General features: G+C 32.9%; 12 protein-coding genes and 1 pseudogene. 8 read left to right on the top strand and 5 right to left on the bottom strand.

Annotated elements, in window-relative coordinates; genetic code table 11:
* Positions 1-143 precede the first annotated feature (143 nt).
* The 4 genes and pseudogenes from QE431_RS19960 (at position 144) to QE431_RS19975 (ending at position 7,210) form a co-directional block, all read left to right on the top strand.
* Complete coding sequence (locus QE431_RS19960; RefSeq protein ID WP_307299654.1) at positions 144-1,403, top strand: aspartate kinase; 1,260 nt, start codon at positions 144-146, stop codon at positions 1,401-1,403.
* Between the two features lie 417 nt (positions 1,404-1,820).
* Positions 1,821-5,256, top strand: a pseudogene (locus tag QE431_RS19965) (hypothetical protein).
* A gap of 63 nt (positions 5,257-5,319) precedes the next feature.
* The gene (locus tag QE431_RS19970) at positions 5,320-5,895 is read left to right on the top strand and encodes a hypothetical protein (protein ID WP_307299655.1); all 576 of its coding nucleotides are present in this window, start codon (positions 5,320-5,322) and stop codon (positions 5,893-5,895) included.
* A 235-nt stretch (positions 5,896-6,130) separates the two neighbouring features.
* Complete coding sequence (locus QE431_RS19975) at positions 6,131-7,210, top strand: glycosyltransferase (RefSeq protein ID WP_057115101.1); 1,080 nt, start codon at positions 6,131-6,133, stop codon at positions 7,208-7,210.
* Positions 7,211-7,332: 122 nt separating this feature from the next.
* Here QE431_RS19975 and QE431_RS19980 read toward each other — a convergent pair whose 3' ends face one another.
* The 3 genes from QE431_RS19980 to QE431_RS19990 all read right to left on the bottom strand — a co-directional run bounded on the left by QE431_RS19980 (position 7,333) and on the right by QE431_RS19990 (position 10,804).
* Positions 7,333-8,643: a porin gene (locus QE431_RS19980; protein WP_307299657.1), complete on the bottom strand. Its 1,311-nt coding sequence runs from the start codon at positions 8,641-8,643 to the stop codon at positions 7,333-7,335.
* A 163-nt stretch (positions 8,644-8,806) separates the two neighbouring features.
* Positions 8,807-9,892, bottom strand: a complete 1,086-nt coding sequence (locus QE431_RS19985; protein WP_057115103.1) for a cell wall metabolism sensor histidine kinase WalK — start codon at positions 9,890-9,892, stop codon at positions 8,807-8,809.
* A gap of 228 nt (positions 9,893-10,120) precedes the next feature.
* Positions 10,121-10,804: a response regulator transcription factor gene (locus QE431_RS19990; protein ID WP_017496206.1), complete on the bottom strand. Its 684-nt coding sequence runs from the start codon at positions 10,802-10,804 to the stop codon at positions 10,121-10,123.
* 233 nt (positions 10,805-11,037) lie between these two features.
* Between QE431_RS19990 and QE431_RS19995 the strand changes: the two genes are divergently transcribed.
* The 4 genes from QE431_RS19995 (at position 11,038) to QE431_RS20010 (ending at position 16,783) form a co-directional block, all read left to right on the top strand.
* Positions 11,038-13,812 carry a TonB-dependent receptor gene (locus QE431_RS19995; RefSeq protein ID WP_307299660.1) on the top strand — a complete coding sequence of 925 codons (2,775 nt, stop codon included), beginning with the start codon at positions 11,038-11,040 and terminating at the stop codon, positions 13,810-13,812.
* Between the two features lie 206 nt (positions 13,813-14,018).
* Complete coding sequence (locus QE431_RS20000; RefSeq protein ID WP_057115106.1) at positions 14,019-15,146, top strand: hypothetical protein; 1,128 nt, start codon at positions 14,019-14,021, stop codon at positions 15,144-15,146.
* Between the two features lie 202 nt (positions 15,147-15,348).
* The gene (locus tag QE431_RS20005; protein ID WP_057115107.1) at positions 15,349-15,687 is read left to right on the top strand and encodes a T9SS type A sorting domain-containing protein; all 339 of its coding nucleotides are present in this window, start codon (positions 15,349-15,351) and stop codon (positions 15,685-15,687) included.
* 115 nt (positions 15,688-15,802) lie between these two features.
* Complete coding sequence (locus QE431_RS20010; protein ID WP_134142616.1) at positions 15,803-16,783, top strand: acyl transferase; 981 nt, start codon at positions 15,803-15,805, stop codon at positions 16,781-16,783.
* Between the two features lie 71 nt (positions 16,784-16,854).
* On the opposite strand, the gene QE431_RS20015 is transcribed toward QE431_RS20010, so the two are convergent.
* Together QE431_RS20015 and tyrS are read right to left on the bottom strand one after the other, a co-directional pair.
* Positions 16,855-17,199 carry a hypothetical protein gene (locus QE431_RS20015; protein WP_057115109.1) on the bottom strand — a complete coding sequence of 115 codons (345 nt, stop codon included), beginning with the start codon at positions 17,197-17,199 and terminating at the stop codon, positions 16,855-16,857.
* A 477-nt stretch (positions 17,200-17,676) separates the two neighbouring features.
* Complete coding sequence (gene tyrS, locus QE431_RS20020; RefSeq protein WP_307299664.1) at positions 17,677-18,972, bottom strand: tyrosine--tRNA ligase; 1,296 nt, start codon at positions 18,970-18,972, stop codon at positions 17,677-17,679.
* Positions 18,973-19,090 lie beyond the last annotated feature (118 nt).

The raw sequence follows: 19,090 nt of genomic DNA on the forward strand, positions 1-19,090 counted from the left end.
AATTCGTGTCAATTTGTGAAATTCGTGGCGAACTAACAAAGATTTAAATCCTTTTAATTGAAATAATTCAGGCAAAAAAATTAAAAAATACTAGGTTTCGATTTGAATCTGAAATCTAAAATCTAAAAATCTATTAATTAAAAATGAGAGTATTTAAATTTGGTGGAGCATCGGTAAAAGATGCAGATGGAATTAAAAACGTATACGACGTTTTACAGAAAGTGGGTTATGAAGATGTAATTTTGGTAGTTTCGGCGATGGGTAAAACTACAAATGCTCTTGAAGTTGTTATCAAAAATTATTTTGACAAATCGGCAGAATTAAGTTCTTCTGTACAAGAAATAAAAAAATATCACAATCAAATATTATTAGATTTATTTGAAGACGAAAAACATGAGGTTTTTGCTGCCGTAAATGCGCAGTTTGCTGAATTGGAATATTTTTTATCGCATAATAAATCTCCAAACTATAACTTTGTTTACGATCAAGTAGTAAGTTTTGGTGAATTAATTTCGACTAATATCTTAAGTCATTTCATGAATTTCATGGGAATTCAGACGCAATGGCTTGACGTTCGTAATTTCATCAAAACAAATGCAAATTATAGAGATGCAGAAGTAGATTGGGAAACTACACAACAGCTTATCAGCAAAAATGTTCCTAGAAAAACATTAAATATTACTCAGGGATTTTTGGGTGCAGACGAAAATAATTTCACTACAACTTTAGGCCGTGAAGGTTCTGATTATACTGCGGGAATTTTTGCTTACTGCTTAAATGCTGAAAGTGTTACAATTTGGAAAGATGTTCCTGGAGTTATGAATGCCGACCCTCGTTATTTTGAAAATGCGAGTTTATTAAACCAAATTTCATATCGTGAAGCTATCGAATTAGCGTTTTACGGTGCGACGGTAATTCACCCAAAAACATTACAGCCATTACAGAAAAAAGAAATTCCGTTATACGTTAAATCTTTTATCAATCCGTTATTAAAAGGAACTTGTGTTTCTAAAGGAGTTGATTTGGAACCACAATATCCATGTTTTATTGTAAAAAGAGAACAGCTTTTAATTTCGCTTTCATCAATTGATTTTTCTTTTATAATGGAAGAAAATATCAGTGAGATCTTTGGATTATTCCATGAATTTAAAATCAAAGTGAACTTGATTCAGAATTCTGCGATTAGTTTCTCTGTTTGTGTGGAAGATAAATTTGGAAATTTCAACGATTTGAATGCGATTCTTTCGAAAAAATTCAAAGTTGATTTCAATGAAAATGTAACACTTTACACTATCCGTCACTTTAATGAAGACGCTGCTCATACTGTTGAGGCCAACAAAGAAGTTTTATTAAAACAAGTCAGCCGCGAAACGATGCAGATTGTGACTAAAGAACTAAATTAATTTTCTAAGCGTTAATTATTTCAATTCATTATAAAAGGTTTCATCTTAATTGATGAAGCCTTTTTTTAATTATATTTAGTAGTTTTATCACAAAGTATAAAGTAATTTATCTCATCATATGATAACCAAAAAATTCACAATAGTCCTTTTACTTGTTTTCATTATCATATTCATTGGTATAGACTTAAGTCCTATATTAAAAAAAGAAAATGTAAATGACATTTCATTTTCAGATTTCAGAAATTCAATTGGTCCTTTCTTAACATTTATTGCAGTTTTTATAACTTATAAGAAACTATTGAGAAACGAAAAAAATGAAGAAAAACAAAGCACTTCATCATTTTAAAAACTCAAAATTTCTGTTTCTATTTTTCCCAATTATAAATACTACTTTTGACTTTTCAGAGTTAAAGTATTATGTTGAAAAAATTACTGTTTTTGACGGTTTTCATCTGTTTTTCTGCGCTTCAGGCTCAGGAAACTGAATCGCTGTACAAAACCAAAAAAATAGTAACCTCAAAAGACACCATTCGGCTGGAAAAAGTGAGTATTAATTCCAGTTTCTTCGAGCTTTTAAATACCAAAAACGAACCGATTGATTCGACTTTCTACAAAATTGATTTTCAAAAAGGCTTTTTACTTTTAAATGAAAAATTCCAATCTGCTTCTGACACTTTAATTGTCAATTATCTAAAATATCCAGATTTCTTAACCAAAGAATACAGTCTTTACAAATCGGATCAGATTGTAAGCAGCGACGTTGGAACCGAAAAATTGTACCGAATTGATAATAATGCAAATGCTAAAAAAGTAACGCCTTTTGATGGTTTGAACACTTCTGGAAGCATTACGCGAGGCATTACAGTTGGGAATAATCAGAGCACGGTTTTAAATTCCAATTTAGATTTACAGATTACGGGTAAAATTTCAGATAAAGTCAGCTTGAGAGCTTCTCTTCAAGACAATAATATTCCCCTGCAGGATGGCGGTTATTCGCAAAAGCTGGATCAGTTCGATAATATTTTCATGGAACTTTTCAGTGATGATTGGAATATTCGCGCAGGCGATGTTTTCTTAGAGAATCGGAAAACACAATTTTTAAGTTTCAATAAAAAGGTTCAGGGAATTTCTGCCAGCTTTGATTTTGATACCGAAAAAAGTAAAACCAATGTTTTTGCATCAGTTGCTTTTGTAAAAGGACAATATGCTAAAAGTACTTTTATAGGTCAGGAAGGAAATCAAGGTCCGTATAAATTAAAAGGTCAAAATGGTGAATTATATGTTTTGGTTATTTCAGGTTCAGAACGTGTTTACGTAAACGGTGTTTTGTTAAAACGCGGCGAAAACAACGATTATGTAATTGATTATAATGCGGGAGAAATTGTTTTTACTTCTCTTTTCACCATAACTTCTGAAATGAGGATTAATGTAGAATACCAGTATTCTGAAAGAAATTACAATCGATTGGTAACATACGCCGGCGCCACACACGAAAATAAAAACTGGAGTTTTGGCGGTTATGTCTATTCTGAAAATGACATGAAAAATCAGCCTTTGCAGCAAAATCTTTCTACAGCACAAGTCCAGATTTTGAGTGAAGCTGGAGATAACATCAATTTAATGAAAGCGCCTTCTGCCTACGAAGATAGTTATGCCGACAACAAAATCTTGTATAAAAAAACATTGGTAAATTCAGTGGAAGTTTATGAATATTCTAATAATCCAGCCGATGTTCTGTACAATGTAAGATTTAGTCTTGTTGGTGCAAATGCTGGAAATTATATCATTCAAAACAACAATTCTGTCGAACGAATTTATCAATATGTTGCGCCTGTTAATGGAGTTCTGCAAGGAAATTATGAGCCAATTGTACAGCTTGTAGCACCAATTAAACTTCAGGTTGCTACTTTTTTAGGAAAATATAATCCGGACGAGAAAACTTTAGTCGATTTTGAATTGGCTGTGAGCAATAACGATCAAAATTTATTTTCTAAAATTGATGATGGCAATAATGAAGGCGTTGCTTTTAAAACAAATATTAAAAAACGTCTTTTCTCCAAAAGCTGGAATTTAGATGTTTTTGGAAATTATCAATATGTGCAGCAAAATTTCAAATCGGTTGAGCGTTTATATAATATTGAATTTAACCGCGACTGGAACTTAACGGGAACACTTTTGGGCAATCAAAGTCTGCTGGTTACAGGTTTAAATTTTGATTTATATTCTAAAAAGGAAACTTCTAATATAGGATTAATAAATTATCAGTTTGAGAAATTAGATTTCAGCGAAAGTTACACGGGATCCAGACATACAACAACGGCTCTTTTTAAAATAAAAAACTGGACGATCGAAAACAATGGGAGTTTTTTAAATTCTGATGCAACTGCTTCAACCTCAAAATTCATTCGAAACCAAACCCGAACCAAATATCATTTTGGTAAAAACTGGATTGGAGGCAGTATGCAATTAGAAGACAATCAGGAAAAAGATAAAATTACCAATCAGTTTTCGGCTTTAAGCCAAAGATTCTCAGAATATGGCGTTTTTACAGGAAGAGGCGACAGTACTAAAGTTTTTGTGGAAATAGGCTTTTTGCAAAGGAGAAATGATAGTTTACAAAACGGATTTCTGCAGCACGTTAATAATTCGCAGACGTATTATTTAAAGTCGAAATTGATTCAAAACAAAAAAACTGATTTAGCAGTTTATGCAAGTTATCGAAATTTAGATTTTACAGACAACACAAGAAAAAATGAGCCTTCATTAAATTCTAGAGTTTTATATAATGATCGTTTTTTCAATCAATTAATGCAGATTGGAACAGCTTACGAAACAAGTTCTGGAACTATTGCACAACAGGAATTTACGTATGTTGAAGTTCCAACCGGACAGGGAGTTTATACTTGGAATGATTATAACGGAAACGGAATTCAGGAATTACAGGAATTTGAAGTTGCAGTTTTTCAAGATCAGGCAAAATATGTCCGAATCTTTTTACCGAACCAGATTTATATTAAAACCAACCAAAATAAGTTTTCGCAGTCTTTGACATTGAATCCGCTGCAATGGCAGAATGAAAAAGGTTTTAAAAAGCTTTTGTCTTATTTTTATAATCAAACGTCCTTTATAATGGATCGAAAAATAAAAAGTGAAGGCGAAAAGCTGGAACTTAATCCGTTTGACTCTTCAGAAGAAAATATTTTAGGATTGAATTCGAGTTTTAGAAACAGTTTGTTTTACAATCGAGGCCGGCAAAAACATTCTGTTACATATTCTTATCTGGTAAATAAAGGCAAAAGTCTGCTTTCTATAGGTTCGCAAAATGTCCGCAATTATTCGCATCAGCTTCAATATACTCATTTGTATCAAAAAAGCTGGCTGTTTAATCTTTTTAAGCAAAACCATAAAAACTGATTTGGTTTCTGAAGATTTTACTGAGAAGAATTACGACATTAATGGCTGGCAGCTCGCCCCAAAAATTAGTTATTTGTTTTCTAAAAACACCAAATTGGATTTCTTTTATGAGCTTCAAAACAAGAAGAATCAAATTGGCAATTTTGAAACTTTAAAACAAAATAGAATTGGAACTTCTTTTTCTTATGCAGGCGAAAAGAAAGTAACCGTAAATGGAGAATTTTCTTTTTATGAAAATAAATTTAATGGAAATGAATTTTCATCTGTCGGTTTTCAGATGCTTGAAGGACTGCAGGCTGGATCAAATTTAGTTTGGAAACTTCTTCTGCAAAAGAATATTACGTCTTTCTTAGATGTTAATTTAAATTATCAGGGCCGTAAAAGCGAAACAGGAAATACGATTCATACAGGAAATGTTCAGCTTCGTGCATATTTTTAATGACCTGCGAAAAAGATGACAAAAAATTGTTTAATTTTAGTTTGAATTTAAACATATAACCTTATGAAAAAATTAGTAATAATCTGTTTTTTAGTTGTTTTCTCCTCTAATTTCTACGCTCAGGAAACAACAGCAAAAACTGCGAAAAGCAAAACGGAAGCTTCAGCAAAAAAAGCAAAATCAACTGCAGATAAAGCTTCAGCTGATGCAAAAAAAGAAGCTTCAAAGTCTAAAAAAGCAGCAGACGATGCGAAAGAAGCTTCGGCAAAAGCAAAAAAAGAAACTGCCGATAAAGCAAAAAAGACTGCAGACAAGGAAGCTGCTAAAGCTAAAAGCGATGCAAAAAAAGCAACAACTGAATCTGACAAAGCTAAAAAAACAGCAGACAAAGCTACATCTGATGCTAAAAAAACAGCTGCAAAAGCTGACGATGTAAAAGCTGATGCAAAGAAAACTAAGGCAAAAGCTGACGCTACAAAAAAATCAGCTGCAAAGACTTTGAAGGAAACAAATGAAAAAGCACCAGCTGTTCCAGATAAAGTTACAGGTGAATATAATGGCAAAAAAGTATATACTGGACCAAGAGGCGGTAAATACTATATTAACAAAAATGGTAATAAAACTTATATTCAGGATTAGTTTAAAAGGTTCTGAGAGACTAAGGTGCTGAGGCACTAAGGTTCTGAGAATCTAAGAAACACTATTTGAAGCCGAACTATTGTTCGGCTTTTTTTTTCATAAAAAAAATACTCAGAACCTTAGTACCTCAGCATCTTAGAACCTTAAAAAAAATATTGAGTTAATAATTTAGTAATATCCTTAAAATAACATAGAAAACATATTTCTTTATCTTCGTTTTTAAAAAGCGTTAAAAATGAGCATTGATTATTCTGCGAATAAAACTATTTTAGTAGCTCCATTAAATTGGGGACTTGGCCATTCAACTCGATGCATTCCCATCATTAAAGCGCTTCAGGAGAATAATTATATTCCCATTATCGCTTCAGATGGTGTTGCTTTGGCTTTGCTGCGAAAAGAGTTTCCTTATATACAAACTTTAGAACTGCCTTCTTATCATATTGAATATGCAAAGAATGGTAAAAACTTTAAATGGAAGCTGATCAAAAATCTTCCTAAAATGATTACTGCTATTTTAGATGAGAAAAAAATGGTCAATAGCTGGATCAAAAAATACGGTATTGACGGTATAATCTCAGACAACAGATTAGGGGTTTTCAGCAAAAAAGTGCCTTCTGTTTTTATGACGCATCAATTGAATGTGATGACTGGCAATACTACTTGGTTTACGAGTAAATGTCATCAGCATTTTATTAAAAAATATACTGAATGCTGGGTTCCTGATACAAATGATGAAGTAAATCTTACTGGAGATTTAGGTCATCTTAAAAGCAACGAACTCAATTTAAAATATATTGGACCGCTGAGCCGCATGAAGAAAAAGGATACTCCTAAAATATATGATCTAATGATTATATTATCGGGACCTGAGCCGCAGCGTACTTACTTAGATGAAAAGCTGCAGAAAGAAGCAGCTAAATATCCTGGTAAAGTAGTTTTTGTACAGGGAATTATTCAAAAATCACAGGAAAAATGGCAGGCAGGAAATATAACGTATTATAATTTCATGAACTCAAAACAGCTGGAACAAACTTTTAACGAAAGTGAGTTTGTATTATGCCGCTCGGGTTATACTACTGTAATGGATTTAGCCAAATTGGGTAAAAAAGCTTTTTTTATTCCAACTCCTGGTCAATATGAACAAGAATATCTGGCGATAAAACTTCAAGAGGAAAATTTAGTACCGTATGCCATGCAGGACGACTTTACTATTGAAGATTTATCAAAAGTAAAGTCTTTTAAAGGATTGTCCCAATTTGAAAATAATATCGACTGGGATTCCTTATTTACTGTTTTCGAGAATAATTCTCATTAAAAATCCGTATTTATCCATGTCTTTACTATAGAGAATCCGTTTAATATGCGTCAAAATTAGAACACAGATTAAACGGATTTTTATTCGCAATCACTGATTAACAGGGATTTATTTTTATTCTTTTAGAAATTAAACTGCACTTGTAATCTTAGAACGTTTCCTTTCTGTCTGTTTATTGGGAGTGCACTGTCTTCAAAAGTTCTGTCTGCAATTACATAAGATGCTGTTAATTCGAAAGCTTTAATTGGCTGCCACTCGACACCTAATTCATAATCTCTAACCACATAACTTCTGGCATCTTTCTCGTATTTTTTTCCTCCGTCATAATATTGAAATTTGGCGAAAGGATAAACATGTTGTTTTTCGATGTCCCATTTGTAGTTTAATAAAACGTATCCTCCGTTCAAATCTGTTTCATCAACTGTATTGGTTTGTGGATTGTATCGAGGTCCTGTTCCGATGTTATATTCTGTCTGGATTCCGAATGGTTTTGGATATAAAACAAATGTTGCTCCTACCCTTTGGTCTTTTACATACTGCGGATCGTTTACTATAACTCCAGATGATATTTCTCCCGTAAAAGCCCATTTCCCTGTGTAAGCCTGAATTCCTGGTTCGATAATCTGACTTCCAATTACAAATGGATACGTTACTCTTGCAACCACATTTAGATCTCTATTTCCGTCCAGTTTATTTGCAATCTGCCCATTGTAAACTCCAAAAGCAAATACACCAAAATCACCCGAACCTTTATAGCCATCTCTAACCAGCATCGCAAAACGCTCTCTAATTTCGGCTGGTGCCCAGTAAAAAAATATCCCTAAATCACGCTCATTTGCTATTGAACTATTTATAGCATCGGCACGGTCTAAAGTCAAACGCTGTGAACTTGACTGCATGTTTTCAAATCCATATGGAATTTTACTCTGCCCAACACGAACTCGGTACTCTTTTTTCTTATCAAAAGAAAGATCAAAATAAAGGTCACGAATTTGTACAAAATTTTGAATTCCTGTACTTGGCGAACTCGCAAAATCGGGTTGGAAATAGAAAAATACATTTGGATGAACCTGACCCGAAAACACTAAACGCGCACGGCGGATAAAAAGTCCATTATTTGCTTTTGCATCTGGAGCTGTAGAAGTTGTTCCCCAGGATTTATCGCATTGATCGCAGGAAACTTTGTCGTTTGTAGAAAAAAGTCCGTTGTACCTGATTTGCGCATAACCTCTTAAAGAGATTCTGTCATACCAATGTTCTTCAACTCCTCCTCCAGATTTAGTCTCCGGAAGTTTTGCTTTGTTGATAGAATCTAAAATACGCATTACTTCGTTTTTTACATCCTGTTTATTTAGTTCTTGTTTGTTTGTTTCCTGCGCATTAGCGGCACAAGTTATCAGCAATAAAATGGCTGCTATTTTTCTTTTTATCATTAGTTCTGTAATTCCCTTAATTTCAGGATGCAAAGATGGAGCACCTATGTTAAGAAATCATTAACCAGATGTTACTATAATAAAAATTTAATGTTATGGCCCAAAACGAAATGTTGATTTATTGTTAAACACCTTCATTTTAGGGCTTTCAGCAAAAATGACGTTACGATTTTTTAACGTCTGTTTTTTGATTTTTAAATGCTTTTTCGAGCGTAAAAGAGAATTCTGAACCAATTCCGAACTCACTTTCTACATAAACCTTCTCTTTATGCGCTTCAATAATATGTTTTACAATCGCTAATCCTAAACCAGAACCTCCTTCAGAACGGGTTCCGCTTTTATCAACTCGGTAAAAACGTTCAAAAAGTCTTGGAATATTTTGTTTTTCAACTCCTTCTCCGTTATCGCTAATACGAATCAAGACTTTTTTCTTGGTTAAGTTTACAACTCCGACTTCTGTTAAACCGCCTTCTTTTCCGTATTTAATGGAGTTCACAATTAGGTTTTCTAAAACCTGCTGAATTCTGTCCTGATCTCCGCGAATGATAACTGACTGCACATTTTTACTTTCAAATGCCAATTTGATTTTCTTTTTATCGGCTTTCATTTCCAATAAATCAAAAACATTTTGAATGAGCTCAACGATATCAAAATCGGTCATATTTAGATCTAAATCGCCCGATTCTAATTTGGTGATCATATCCAAATCTTCAACTATATATATCAAACGCTCTACACCTTTTTCGGCACGTTTTAAATATTTTTTACGAATGTGTTTGTCATCCATTGCGCCATCAAGTAAAGTTGAAACATAACCTTGTACGGTAAACAAAGGCGTTTTAAGTTCGTGCGACACGTTTCCTAAAAACTCTCTTCGGTACTGTTCGCGAATTTCGAGCATTTCGATTTCGAGTTTTTTATCGGTTGCAAACTTTTTCACTTCCCGCGAAAGCGTTTCCATATCAGTATTAATTGGCTGATTGATAAGCGTTGTTGATTCTAATAACGAAACCTCATCGTAAATTTTCTTTACTCTTCTATAAATGAAACGTTCTACGCGATATTGTATAACCAAGAACGAGAATATGTAAATCGCAATAATGAAAATTATTCCAAAAGCTACTTGATGTTTCAGTTGGTTTTTATAAAATAAAGACATTAGAATCAGCACAAATCCAGTCGAGAAGAGACTAATATACAATGCCGATTTTATAGCAAATTTGTATGTTTTTTTAAAATTAATTTTCATTGATAATATTTAACCATTAAGAGATTATTATGTTTTATCATATAAGTGATATAAGTTCATTTAAATTCAAAGCTCATAATTCTTACCATAAAAATAAGAATTTAAAAAGTTCATCTTATCAAAGTTTGAACTTTGACAAAGATGAACTTAGTATAGTATAACCAAAAGTACGTTCTATAATTTAAATGAAATTATATCACTTATATGGTTCAAATTTTTATTGACTGTTTATACTTCAAATTTATAACCAACTCCTTTTATAGTTTTAAAAAGGTCTTCGCCTATTTTCTCGCGCAGTTTTCTGATGTGAACATCAATTGTTCTTCCTCCAACTACAACTTCGTTACCCCAAACTTTATCCAGAATTTCATCTCTTTTAAAAACTTTTCCAGGTTTTGAAGCTAACAAATAAAATAATTCGAATTCTTTTCTTGGCAGAGCAATTTCTACATTGCCTTTTATGATTTTATATTCTTCACGGTTAATCTCGATTCCGCCTACATTTAAAGTATCTGAAACCACTTCTTGTTCTTTTAACCTTCTTAACAAAGCCTTTACTTTCGATACCAATAATTTTGGTTTAATAGGTTTAGTAATATAGTCATCAGCACCAGCGTCAAAACCAGCTACTTGAGAATAATCTTCACTTCTTGCTGTAAGGAATGTTATGATAACATTATTTAATTCAGGAATTTTTCTAATATGCTCGCACGCTTCCATTCCGTCCATTTCTGCCATCATCACATCCATAATAATTAATTCTGGCAATTCTTTCTGAGCCTTTGCTATAGCTTCTTTTCCGTTAGAAGCTGTAACAATCTGGTAGCCTTCTTGAGCAAGGTTATAGCCAACGATTTCTAAGATATCCGGTTCGTCGTCAACTAATAAAATCTTAGTTTGTGTTTTTTTCATAAATAGCAAAAATTGAGATTTTTACATCAAATCTTTTTAATTATTTATCCGATGTTTTTTATTTCACAGGGTAAATATACTAACAAAAGAACCTTTAAAAATTGGTGTTAACGGTAATTTAATCTGGTAACAATTTGATAATCTTTAGCACACAAAAACATAACAAGTTCGTAACATGGACTTCACGGCGCAGTTATTTCTTTGCACAAAAATAAATTAAACACAACACTGAAATGAAATTCAATTTAAGATTTCTCTTTATTGCATTATTTATCTGTACGATTTCGATCGCGCAAAACAAAGGTACAATTTCTGGAGTTCTAACCGACAAAGAAATGAACAATGAAGTTTTACCATTTGCTAATGTTTTAGTTAAAGGTACAAATATTAGCGTAAACACTGACGTAGACGGAAAATATTCGTTGAGCGTAAATCCAGGAAATTATACTCTTATTTTTAGTTTTTTAGGATATGAATCTGTAGAAACTCCAGTTGCTGTAAAAGCAAATGAAACTGTAGTTATCAATCAAACTCTTTCTTCTGGAAGTTATACACTTAAGGATGTTGTAGTAAAATCTGCAACAGTAAACAAACAAAAAGAATCGGCATTATTATTAGATCAAAAAAACGCAGTTTCTTTTAAAGCTGCAATTGGTGCTGAGGAAATAGCTAGAAAAGGAGTTAATGATGTGGCTAATGCAGTTGCAAAAGTTAGTGGAGTTTCTAAACAAGATGACTCAGGAAATGTCTTTGTTAGAGGTTTAGGTGACCGTTACAATGTAACTACTTTAAATGGTCTTCCGTTACCATCAAACAATCCGGCAAACAAAAACATTCTTTTAGAAATTTTCTCTACAAACATTGTAGATAATATTGGAATCAGCAAAACTTTTGAAGCTCAAAACTATGCCGATTTTGGAGGAGCTAATATTGACATCAGCGCTAAAAAATTCAGCGGAAGCCCTTTTATTACTTTTTCTATCGGTACTGGAGCAAACACAAATGTTTTAGGACAAGATCATTTTTACCTGCAAGACGGACCGTCTTACACTGGATTTAAAAAAGTAGGTATTCCTGATGCTCCTTTACTTCCTTATAGTTATACAACAAGCTGGGATAGACAAGAGAACAAAAATGTATTAAATGCTTTTTACACATTATCTGGAGGAAAGAAATTTAATATCAATGACGAAAGTTCAATTGGTACATTTGTCACAGGATCTTTCAGTGCAAAAAACAAATATACTGAAGGTTACAGCAGAGGAGGAATTACTTCTGACGGAGATATCTTTTCTGACTTTGTTAGAACGGCTTACAAACATAACACTACAACAACTGTTATGGGTACAGCTGATTATAAAATCAATAATAAAAACTCGATCTTCTTTACTTCTTTATTCTTAAATTCAAGTGATCAGGATTACAGTGAGTACGAAGGAACAAATCAAAATTTTGACGGTGGCGGAGATGCTACTCAACAAATTACTGGTTTTATTAAACGTGGAACTTTTGAAAGAACTCAATTAATTGTAAACCAATTAACAGGAAAAAACAAATTCAACGATCAGTGGAATTTAAATTGGGGAGTAGGATACAGTATTTCTAACAGTGCAATTCCAGATCGTATGCAAAACTCTTTTGTATATGCTCCAAATGCGATAGACTATACTTTCTTTACTAATTCGAACATCAATAATCACCGATTTTTTCAAGATTTAAAGGAAAATGAAATCGCTGCAAATGTTGCGCTTACTTATAACTTCAAAAAAGGCAGTGATGATACTTATAAGGGAAAGGTAACTGTTGGTTATTCAGGAAAATTTAAGGATGTAGATTACGACATGGAACAATATTCGTTCTTCCCAGACCGAAGCACAATTTCTTTTCCTAAAGAAGATATTCACCACGTAGACAACTATTTAGATCCTGCACACTGGGGTTCATCTTACTCAAATAGAATCCACCAAGAATATAATGGAAACTTAGATATCAATGCTGCATTCTTGAATGTTCAATATTCTTTAACTGAAAGATTGAGTGTGATATTAGGTGCAAGATTAGAGCAACTGACTCAGAATGTTTACTATATCACAACAACAGTTCCAGGCGGAGACAGTTCAAATGACTCTAAATTTAATATCTTACCAAGTTTAATTTCAAAGTATACATTAACAGACAAGCAAAACTTAAAGTTTTCTGCTAGTAAAACATATACGCTTCCTCAGTTTAAAGAAAAAGTGCCAATTATTTACGAAGATGTAGCACAAGCATACGAAGGAAACCCTAATTTATATGCTTCAACAAATTATAATTTCGATTTAGGATGGGAATTTTTCCCGAAAGCAGGTGAGTTAATCTCCGTAACTGCATTTGGAAAAATCATTCAAAATCCAATCAACGAAATGTTCTTGAATTCGTCTTCAAATGACATTTCATATGCAAATACAGGAGATAAAGGAACAGTAGCAGGGGTTGAAGTAGAATTTAGAAAAGACATTTTTGAAATTGAAAAAAATGATAACTTAAAAACAAAACTTTCTTTTGATGCAAACGGATCATACTTATACACAAACCAAGATCTAAGCAATGATAAAGTAAACAATGAAAATGATTTTGGAGCAAACTTTACATTTACTGAAAGTAAATTAACCGGAGCTTCTAACTTCTTAGCAAATGCTAACATTTCATTCTTAAATCAATTTACAGAAAGTAAGGATATTTCAGCAACAGTATCTTACTCTTATTTCTCAGATAAACTTGCTGTAATTGGAACTTCAAGAGTTGGAAACATGGTTGACAAAGCTGTGAATAAATTAGATTTTATCTTGAACACAAGTTTGACTAAAAGCTTAAAATTAGGTCTTATTTACAACAACATTTTAAACCCAACTTTCGAGCGTGTACAAGAGCAAGGGAAAGTACCAGGAAAAGAAGCTATTGGTGACATTATAGTGACTTCATACAAAGCTGGTTCAGATCTAAGACTTACTTTAAACTACACTTTCTAAGAGAGATATTTTCAATAAATTATAAAAGGTGATTAGACAATACTAATCACCTTTTTTTTATCCAAAATTGCAATGTAAATTTTATATTAAGACGGTACGGTTTTACCCCATCATACTTAATAGATTGTTAATATCGTCTTAACTCAGCAAAAACATATGTTCATTTACTTTGCCTTAAATAAATAAAACAATAAAACACAACAAAAATGAAAAAAAGTTTATTTGCAATGGCTGCAATATTAGGACTTGCTTTAACAAGCTGTAGTTCTGATGATAACAAAGACACAAACAACAGTTCTTTTGTTTTAAAAGTTGACGATTTAAAAGGAGAGATTAAAGACGGTACTGTAACTTTAGATCCTACTCAAACTTATACTTTAACTGGAGGTTTAGTTGTTAAAGGTGGAGCTACTTTAGTAATTCCTGCTGGGACAGTAATTAAAAGTTCTCCTACTGCAGAAGCAACTTCTTTATATATTGCTGTAGAAAGAAACGCTAAAATTAACATCAATGGTACAGCTGCGAAACCAGTTATTATGACATCTGGAAAAGCAACTCCTGCTCAAAGTGACTGGGGTGGATTAATTATCGCTGGTAATGGTAAAGTAAATACTGGAGACAATGGTACTTCTGAAGTAGGTGGTTTAAGCTACGGAGGAAATGACAATTCAGATTCTTCTGGAAATATTAACTTCTTGAAAATTTCTTACACAGGTTCTAAATACACTTCTGAAAAAGAATACAATGGAGTTTCTTTCTTCGGAGTAGGTTCTGGAACTATAGTGTCTGACATCTACACTTTCGAAAGTGGTGATGACGGAATCGAATTTTTCGGTGGAGCAGTAAATGCTACTAACTTAACAATCATAAACTCTTATGATGATTCTTTAGATTTTGCTGACGGATGGCAAGGTACTGCTACAAACGTTTACATTAAAGGTGTAAGTAAAGCAGGAGTTGAAGGATCTACTAACGCTAAAGATCCAAGTGGGGCTGTTCCAATGACTAACGCTAAAATAACTAACATCTCTATCATTAAAGGTGGTGCTACTTTTACAGCTGACGAAAAAGCAATCAACTACAAAGAAGGTGGTGGCAAACAAGCTTACACAAACTTATATGTTGCTAACGATATGCCTGCTGCTCTTGCTAAATTATCTACAGATGCTGGTGCAACTGCAAATATTGCTGCTGGTAACTTTACTATCACAAACTATACTTTTGGAGCTCAGATCACTGATGTAACTGGTCCTAAATTGTCTGGAACAACTACTGGTGCAATTGGTGCTGGTGCTGGTGCTGACTTACCAACTTGGGCTAACTGGACTAAATAATCCAAATTTAGATCATAAAAAACAAAAAAGCTGTCCGAAATATTTCAGACAGCTTTTTTTGCTAAATCAAGTTATTATCAAAATAACATTCTTAATAACTTCGAACACATAATGTTAAAAACATCCTAAATATTTAGGATGTTTTTTTTTGGCGCACTTTTTGTAATTTTTTTTGTATATTTACAATATCCAAATATACGCGATGGCAAAAAACTACTTTTATATTACTTTCTTATTGGCATTTTTCTTTACTGTGAGCGTCTCGGCGCAAGACAGCAAGCAATTACCAAAAACTCAAGAATCGACTTCTATTGAGGGATTAAGCTTGTACCCTAACCCTGTTACTAATGGTAAAGTGTACATATCCTCTAAAAACGATTTAGAGAAAGAAATTATTGTGTTTGATATTTTAGGCAAAAAAGTACTGCAAGCACATTTAACCTCTAGAGAATTAAATGTTGCCGAATTACCTTCAGGGGTTTATATCATTAAGATAAGCGAACAAAACGCATCTGCAACCCGAAAACTCATTATAAGATAAAGCTCCATTGGAGCTTTTTTAGTTTCCAGTCCCAGTCACAGTTCTCAGTTTACAAACTGCAACTGAAAACTGTGACTGCGACTAAAAAATAAATATCTTTGCAAAAAAAAAAGTTTTGATCACAGCCAGCGATATATTTACGATTTCGAGTCAGAAACAATTTGAAAAAATAGCTCTAAAAGTGTTTCGTTTTCAGCACGAAAACAATAAGGTTTATCGCGATTTTTGTGATTTCCTAAAAGTTAATCCGCAACAGGTAAAATCATTACAGCAAATTCCATTTTTACCTATTCAATTTTTTAAAAGCCACGAAGTAGTTTCAAACAATGATCCCGCGCAAGTAACTTTTACCAGCAGCGGTACTACTGGAATGATTACAAGCAGGCATTTGGTAACAGATGTTACGCTTTACGAAGAAAGTTATCGCAAAGGATTTTCTCAGTTTTATGGCAATATAGAAGACTATGTAGTTTTAGCCCTTTTGCCGTCTTATTTGGAACGTGAAGGATCTTCTTTAATCTATATGGTCGATGACTTAATTAAACTCTCTAATCAGCCAGAAAGTGGGTTTTATTTACACAACTACGGAGAACTTACCCAAAAGCTAATTGAACTGGACAATTCGGGTCAAAATGTAATTTTAATTGGCGTGACTTACGCTTTATTAGATTTGATCGAAAAACATCAATTCAATCTTCAAAATACCATTATAATGGAAACTGGAGGTATGAAAGGAAAACGCAAAGAAATGATCCGAGAAGAATTGCACGAACAGCTTTGCAAAGGTTTCGGCGTTTCTTCTATTCATTCAGAATACGGAATGACAGAACTTTTAGCGCAGGCTTATTCTTTAGGAGAAGGTGTTTTCGAATGTCCGTCTTGGATGAATATTTTAATTCGCGATCCAGAAGATGCTCTCACTTATGTGAAAGATGGAAAAACGGGCGGCATCAACGTGATTGACTTGGCGAATATTAATTCATGCTCTTTTATCGCTACGCAGGATTTAGGCAAAAAAAATCCCAACAACTCTTTCGAGGTTTTGGGACGTTTTGATAATTCTGATATTCGCGGTTGTAATTTGATGGTTTTATAGTTTAATCGTTGATTTGTTGAACCGTTTAATCATATTTACTTTCGATTAAACAATTAACTCGTAATCAAAAATTAATTTTCGTCACTTACACCAATACTTTCTATACCTTCTTTTTTCTGTAGTAGTTTTTCTTTTTGACCTTTGTGTTCTAATAATTTATAAACTCCATAACAAGTCAGAACTCCACAAAGTACAAAAAGTATATTCCATCCTGCACTGCTAAAACTACTGTCATCAATACTATCCAAACCTCCAATAAAAACAGATAGAAGCCCTACAACAAATCCAGCAAGAAGAGTTCCTGCATAATAAGATATTATTCCAATAGCGAAATAACCCCATTTGTTCTTATCATATTCTAAGGCCAGATTAGTAAAGCCTTTCCAAATCCAGTAAATAAATAAAATTAGAAGCATATCTTATGTTTGTTTTAAGATGATAAACTTAGTAAAAAAACATATACTTTTTCATAGTAGAAGTTAAAGAGCAAAAGTCCCAAAAAAATAAATTTGGTTCAGTGAATAAATTAACCAATCCAGAACAAATACAGTCCTAATAATCTCTTTTTACTTGGTCAGTACATAACAACCATAATTTTAATATTCCGTAGGAATATCTCATCGGTAGAAAAAAGAATATTATTTAGCATTGTGTCCTGTAGGGACACTTGTTATTATACAATACTCTCTCTGTTAGTCAACGTTCCTACGGAACGTAAAACGAAATCCAAATTTTTATTCTACCGATGAGACATTCCTACGGAACGAATCGTTCGTTAAACGAAAAAATCCGAATATTCTTTTCGAATATTCGGATTTCTGATATTATAAAAATGTCTCTTATTTAATCGCAAAATTCCGATTAAACAATTAAACAACTACTCGATTAAACGATTAAACAACGCGAATCACAAAATAATTTTTCTTTCCGCTTTGTAATAAAACAAATTGATTATTAATCAAATCATTTGATGTTAATACAAAATCTTCTTTTATTTTCTCTCTATTTACAGAAATAGAATTTGCTGTTAAAGCTCTTCTAGCTTCTCCATTCGATTTAAAAAAACCTGTTTTTTCATTCAAAACAGTAATAATTTCCAATCCGTTTTCTAAATCAGCTTTTGCGATTTCAGCTTGCGGAACTCCGTCAAAAACTTCTAAAAAAGTAGCTTCATCCAATTTTTTTAAATCTTCTGCAGTTGAGTTTCCGAATAAGATATTGGAGGCCTGAATCGCTTTTTCTAATTCTTCTCTATTGTGAACAAAAACAGTAATTTCTTCTGCCAGTTTCTTTTGCAAAACTCTTAAATGCGGAGCTGTTTTATGCTCTTCAATTAATGCATCAATAGTATCTTTATCTAAGAAAGTAAAGATTTTGATATATTTCTCAGCATCAACATCTGTAGTGTTTACCCAAAATTGGTAAAATTTATATACCGAAGTTTTATCAGCATCCAACCAAACATTTCCTCCTTCAGATTTTCCAAATTTAGATCCGTCCGATTTTGTAATCAAAGGCGTTGTTAAAGCGTAAGCTTTTGCATTTTCACCTCCCATTCTGCGCACTAATTCTGTACCCGTGGTAATATTACCCCATTGGTCAGAACCTCCCATTTGCAAGATGCAGTTGTTGTTTTTATATAAATGATAAAAATCGTAACCTTGAATTAACTGATATGTAAACTCTGTAAAAGACATTCCCTCACCTTCACCGCTAAATCTCTTTTTTACAGAATCTTTAGCCATCATATAATTTACAGTGATTCTTTTTCCAACTTCACGTGCAAAATCGATAAAAGAGAATTCTTTCATCCAATCGTAGTTATTTACCATTACTGGTGCATTTGCTTCGGTCGAACTAAAATCTAAGAAACGAGACAAGACACTTTTAATTCCTGCAACGTTTTTAGCCAAAGCTTCTTCATCAAGCAAATTTCTTTCATCAGATTTACCAGAAGGGTCACCAATCATTCCTGTTGCTCCACCCACTAAAGCGATAGGTCTGTGCCCGAAATTCTTTAGGTGAACCAATAAAATAATCTGAACCATACTTCCGATGTGCAGTGAATCTGCCGTTGGATCAAAACCAATATACGCAGTGGTAGCCTCTTTTAGTAATTGTTCTTCCGTTCCAGGCATACTATCATGATATAACCCGCGCCATTTTAATTCTTCAACTAGATTCTTCATTTTTTAAAATAATTTGCGCAAATATAATCAATGGCAATGGCAATATCAAAAAGCAATTCCAATATCAATCGTAAAACTCAATTTCAACATCAATTTCAATCGCAAAAGTCAATTACAA

Source organism: Flavobacterium sp. SORGH_AS_0622, from assembly GCF_030818825.1.
Lineage (GTDB): Bacteria > Bacteroidota > Bacteroidia > Flavobacteriales > Flavobacteriaceae > Flavobacterium.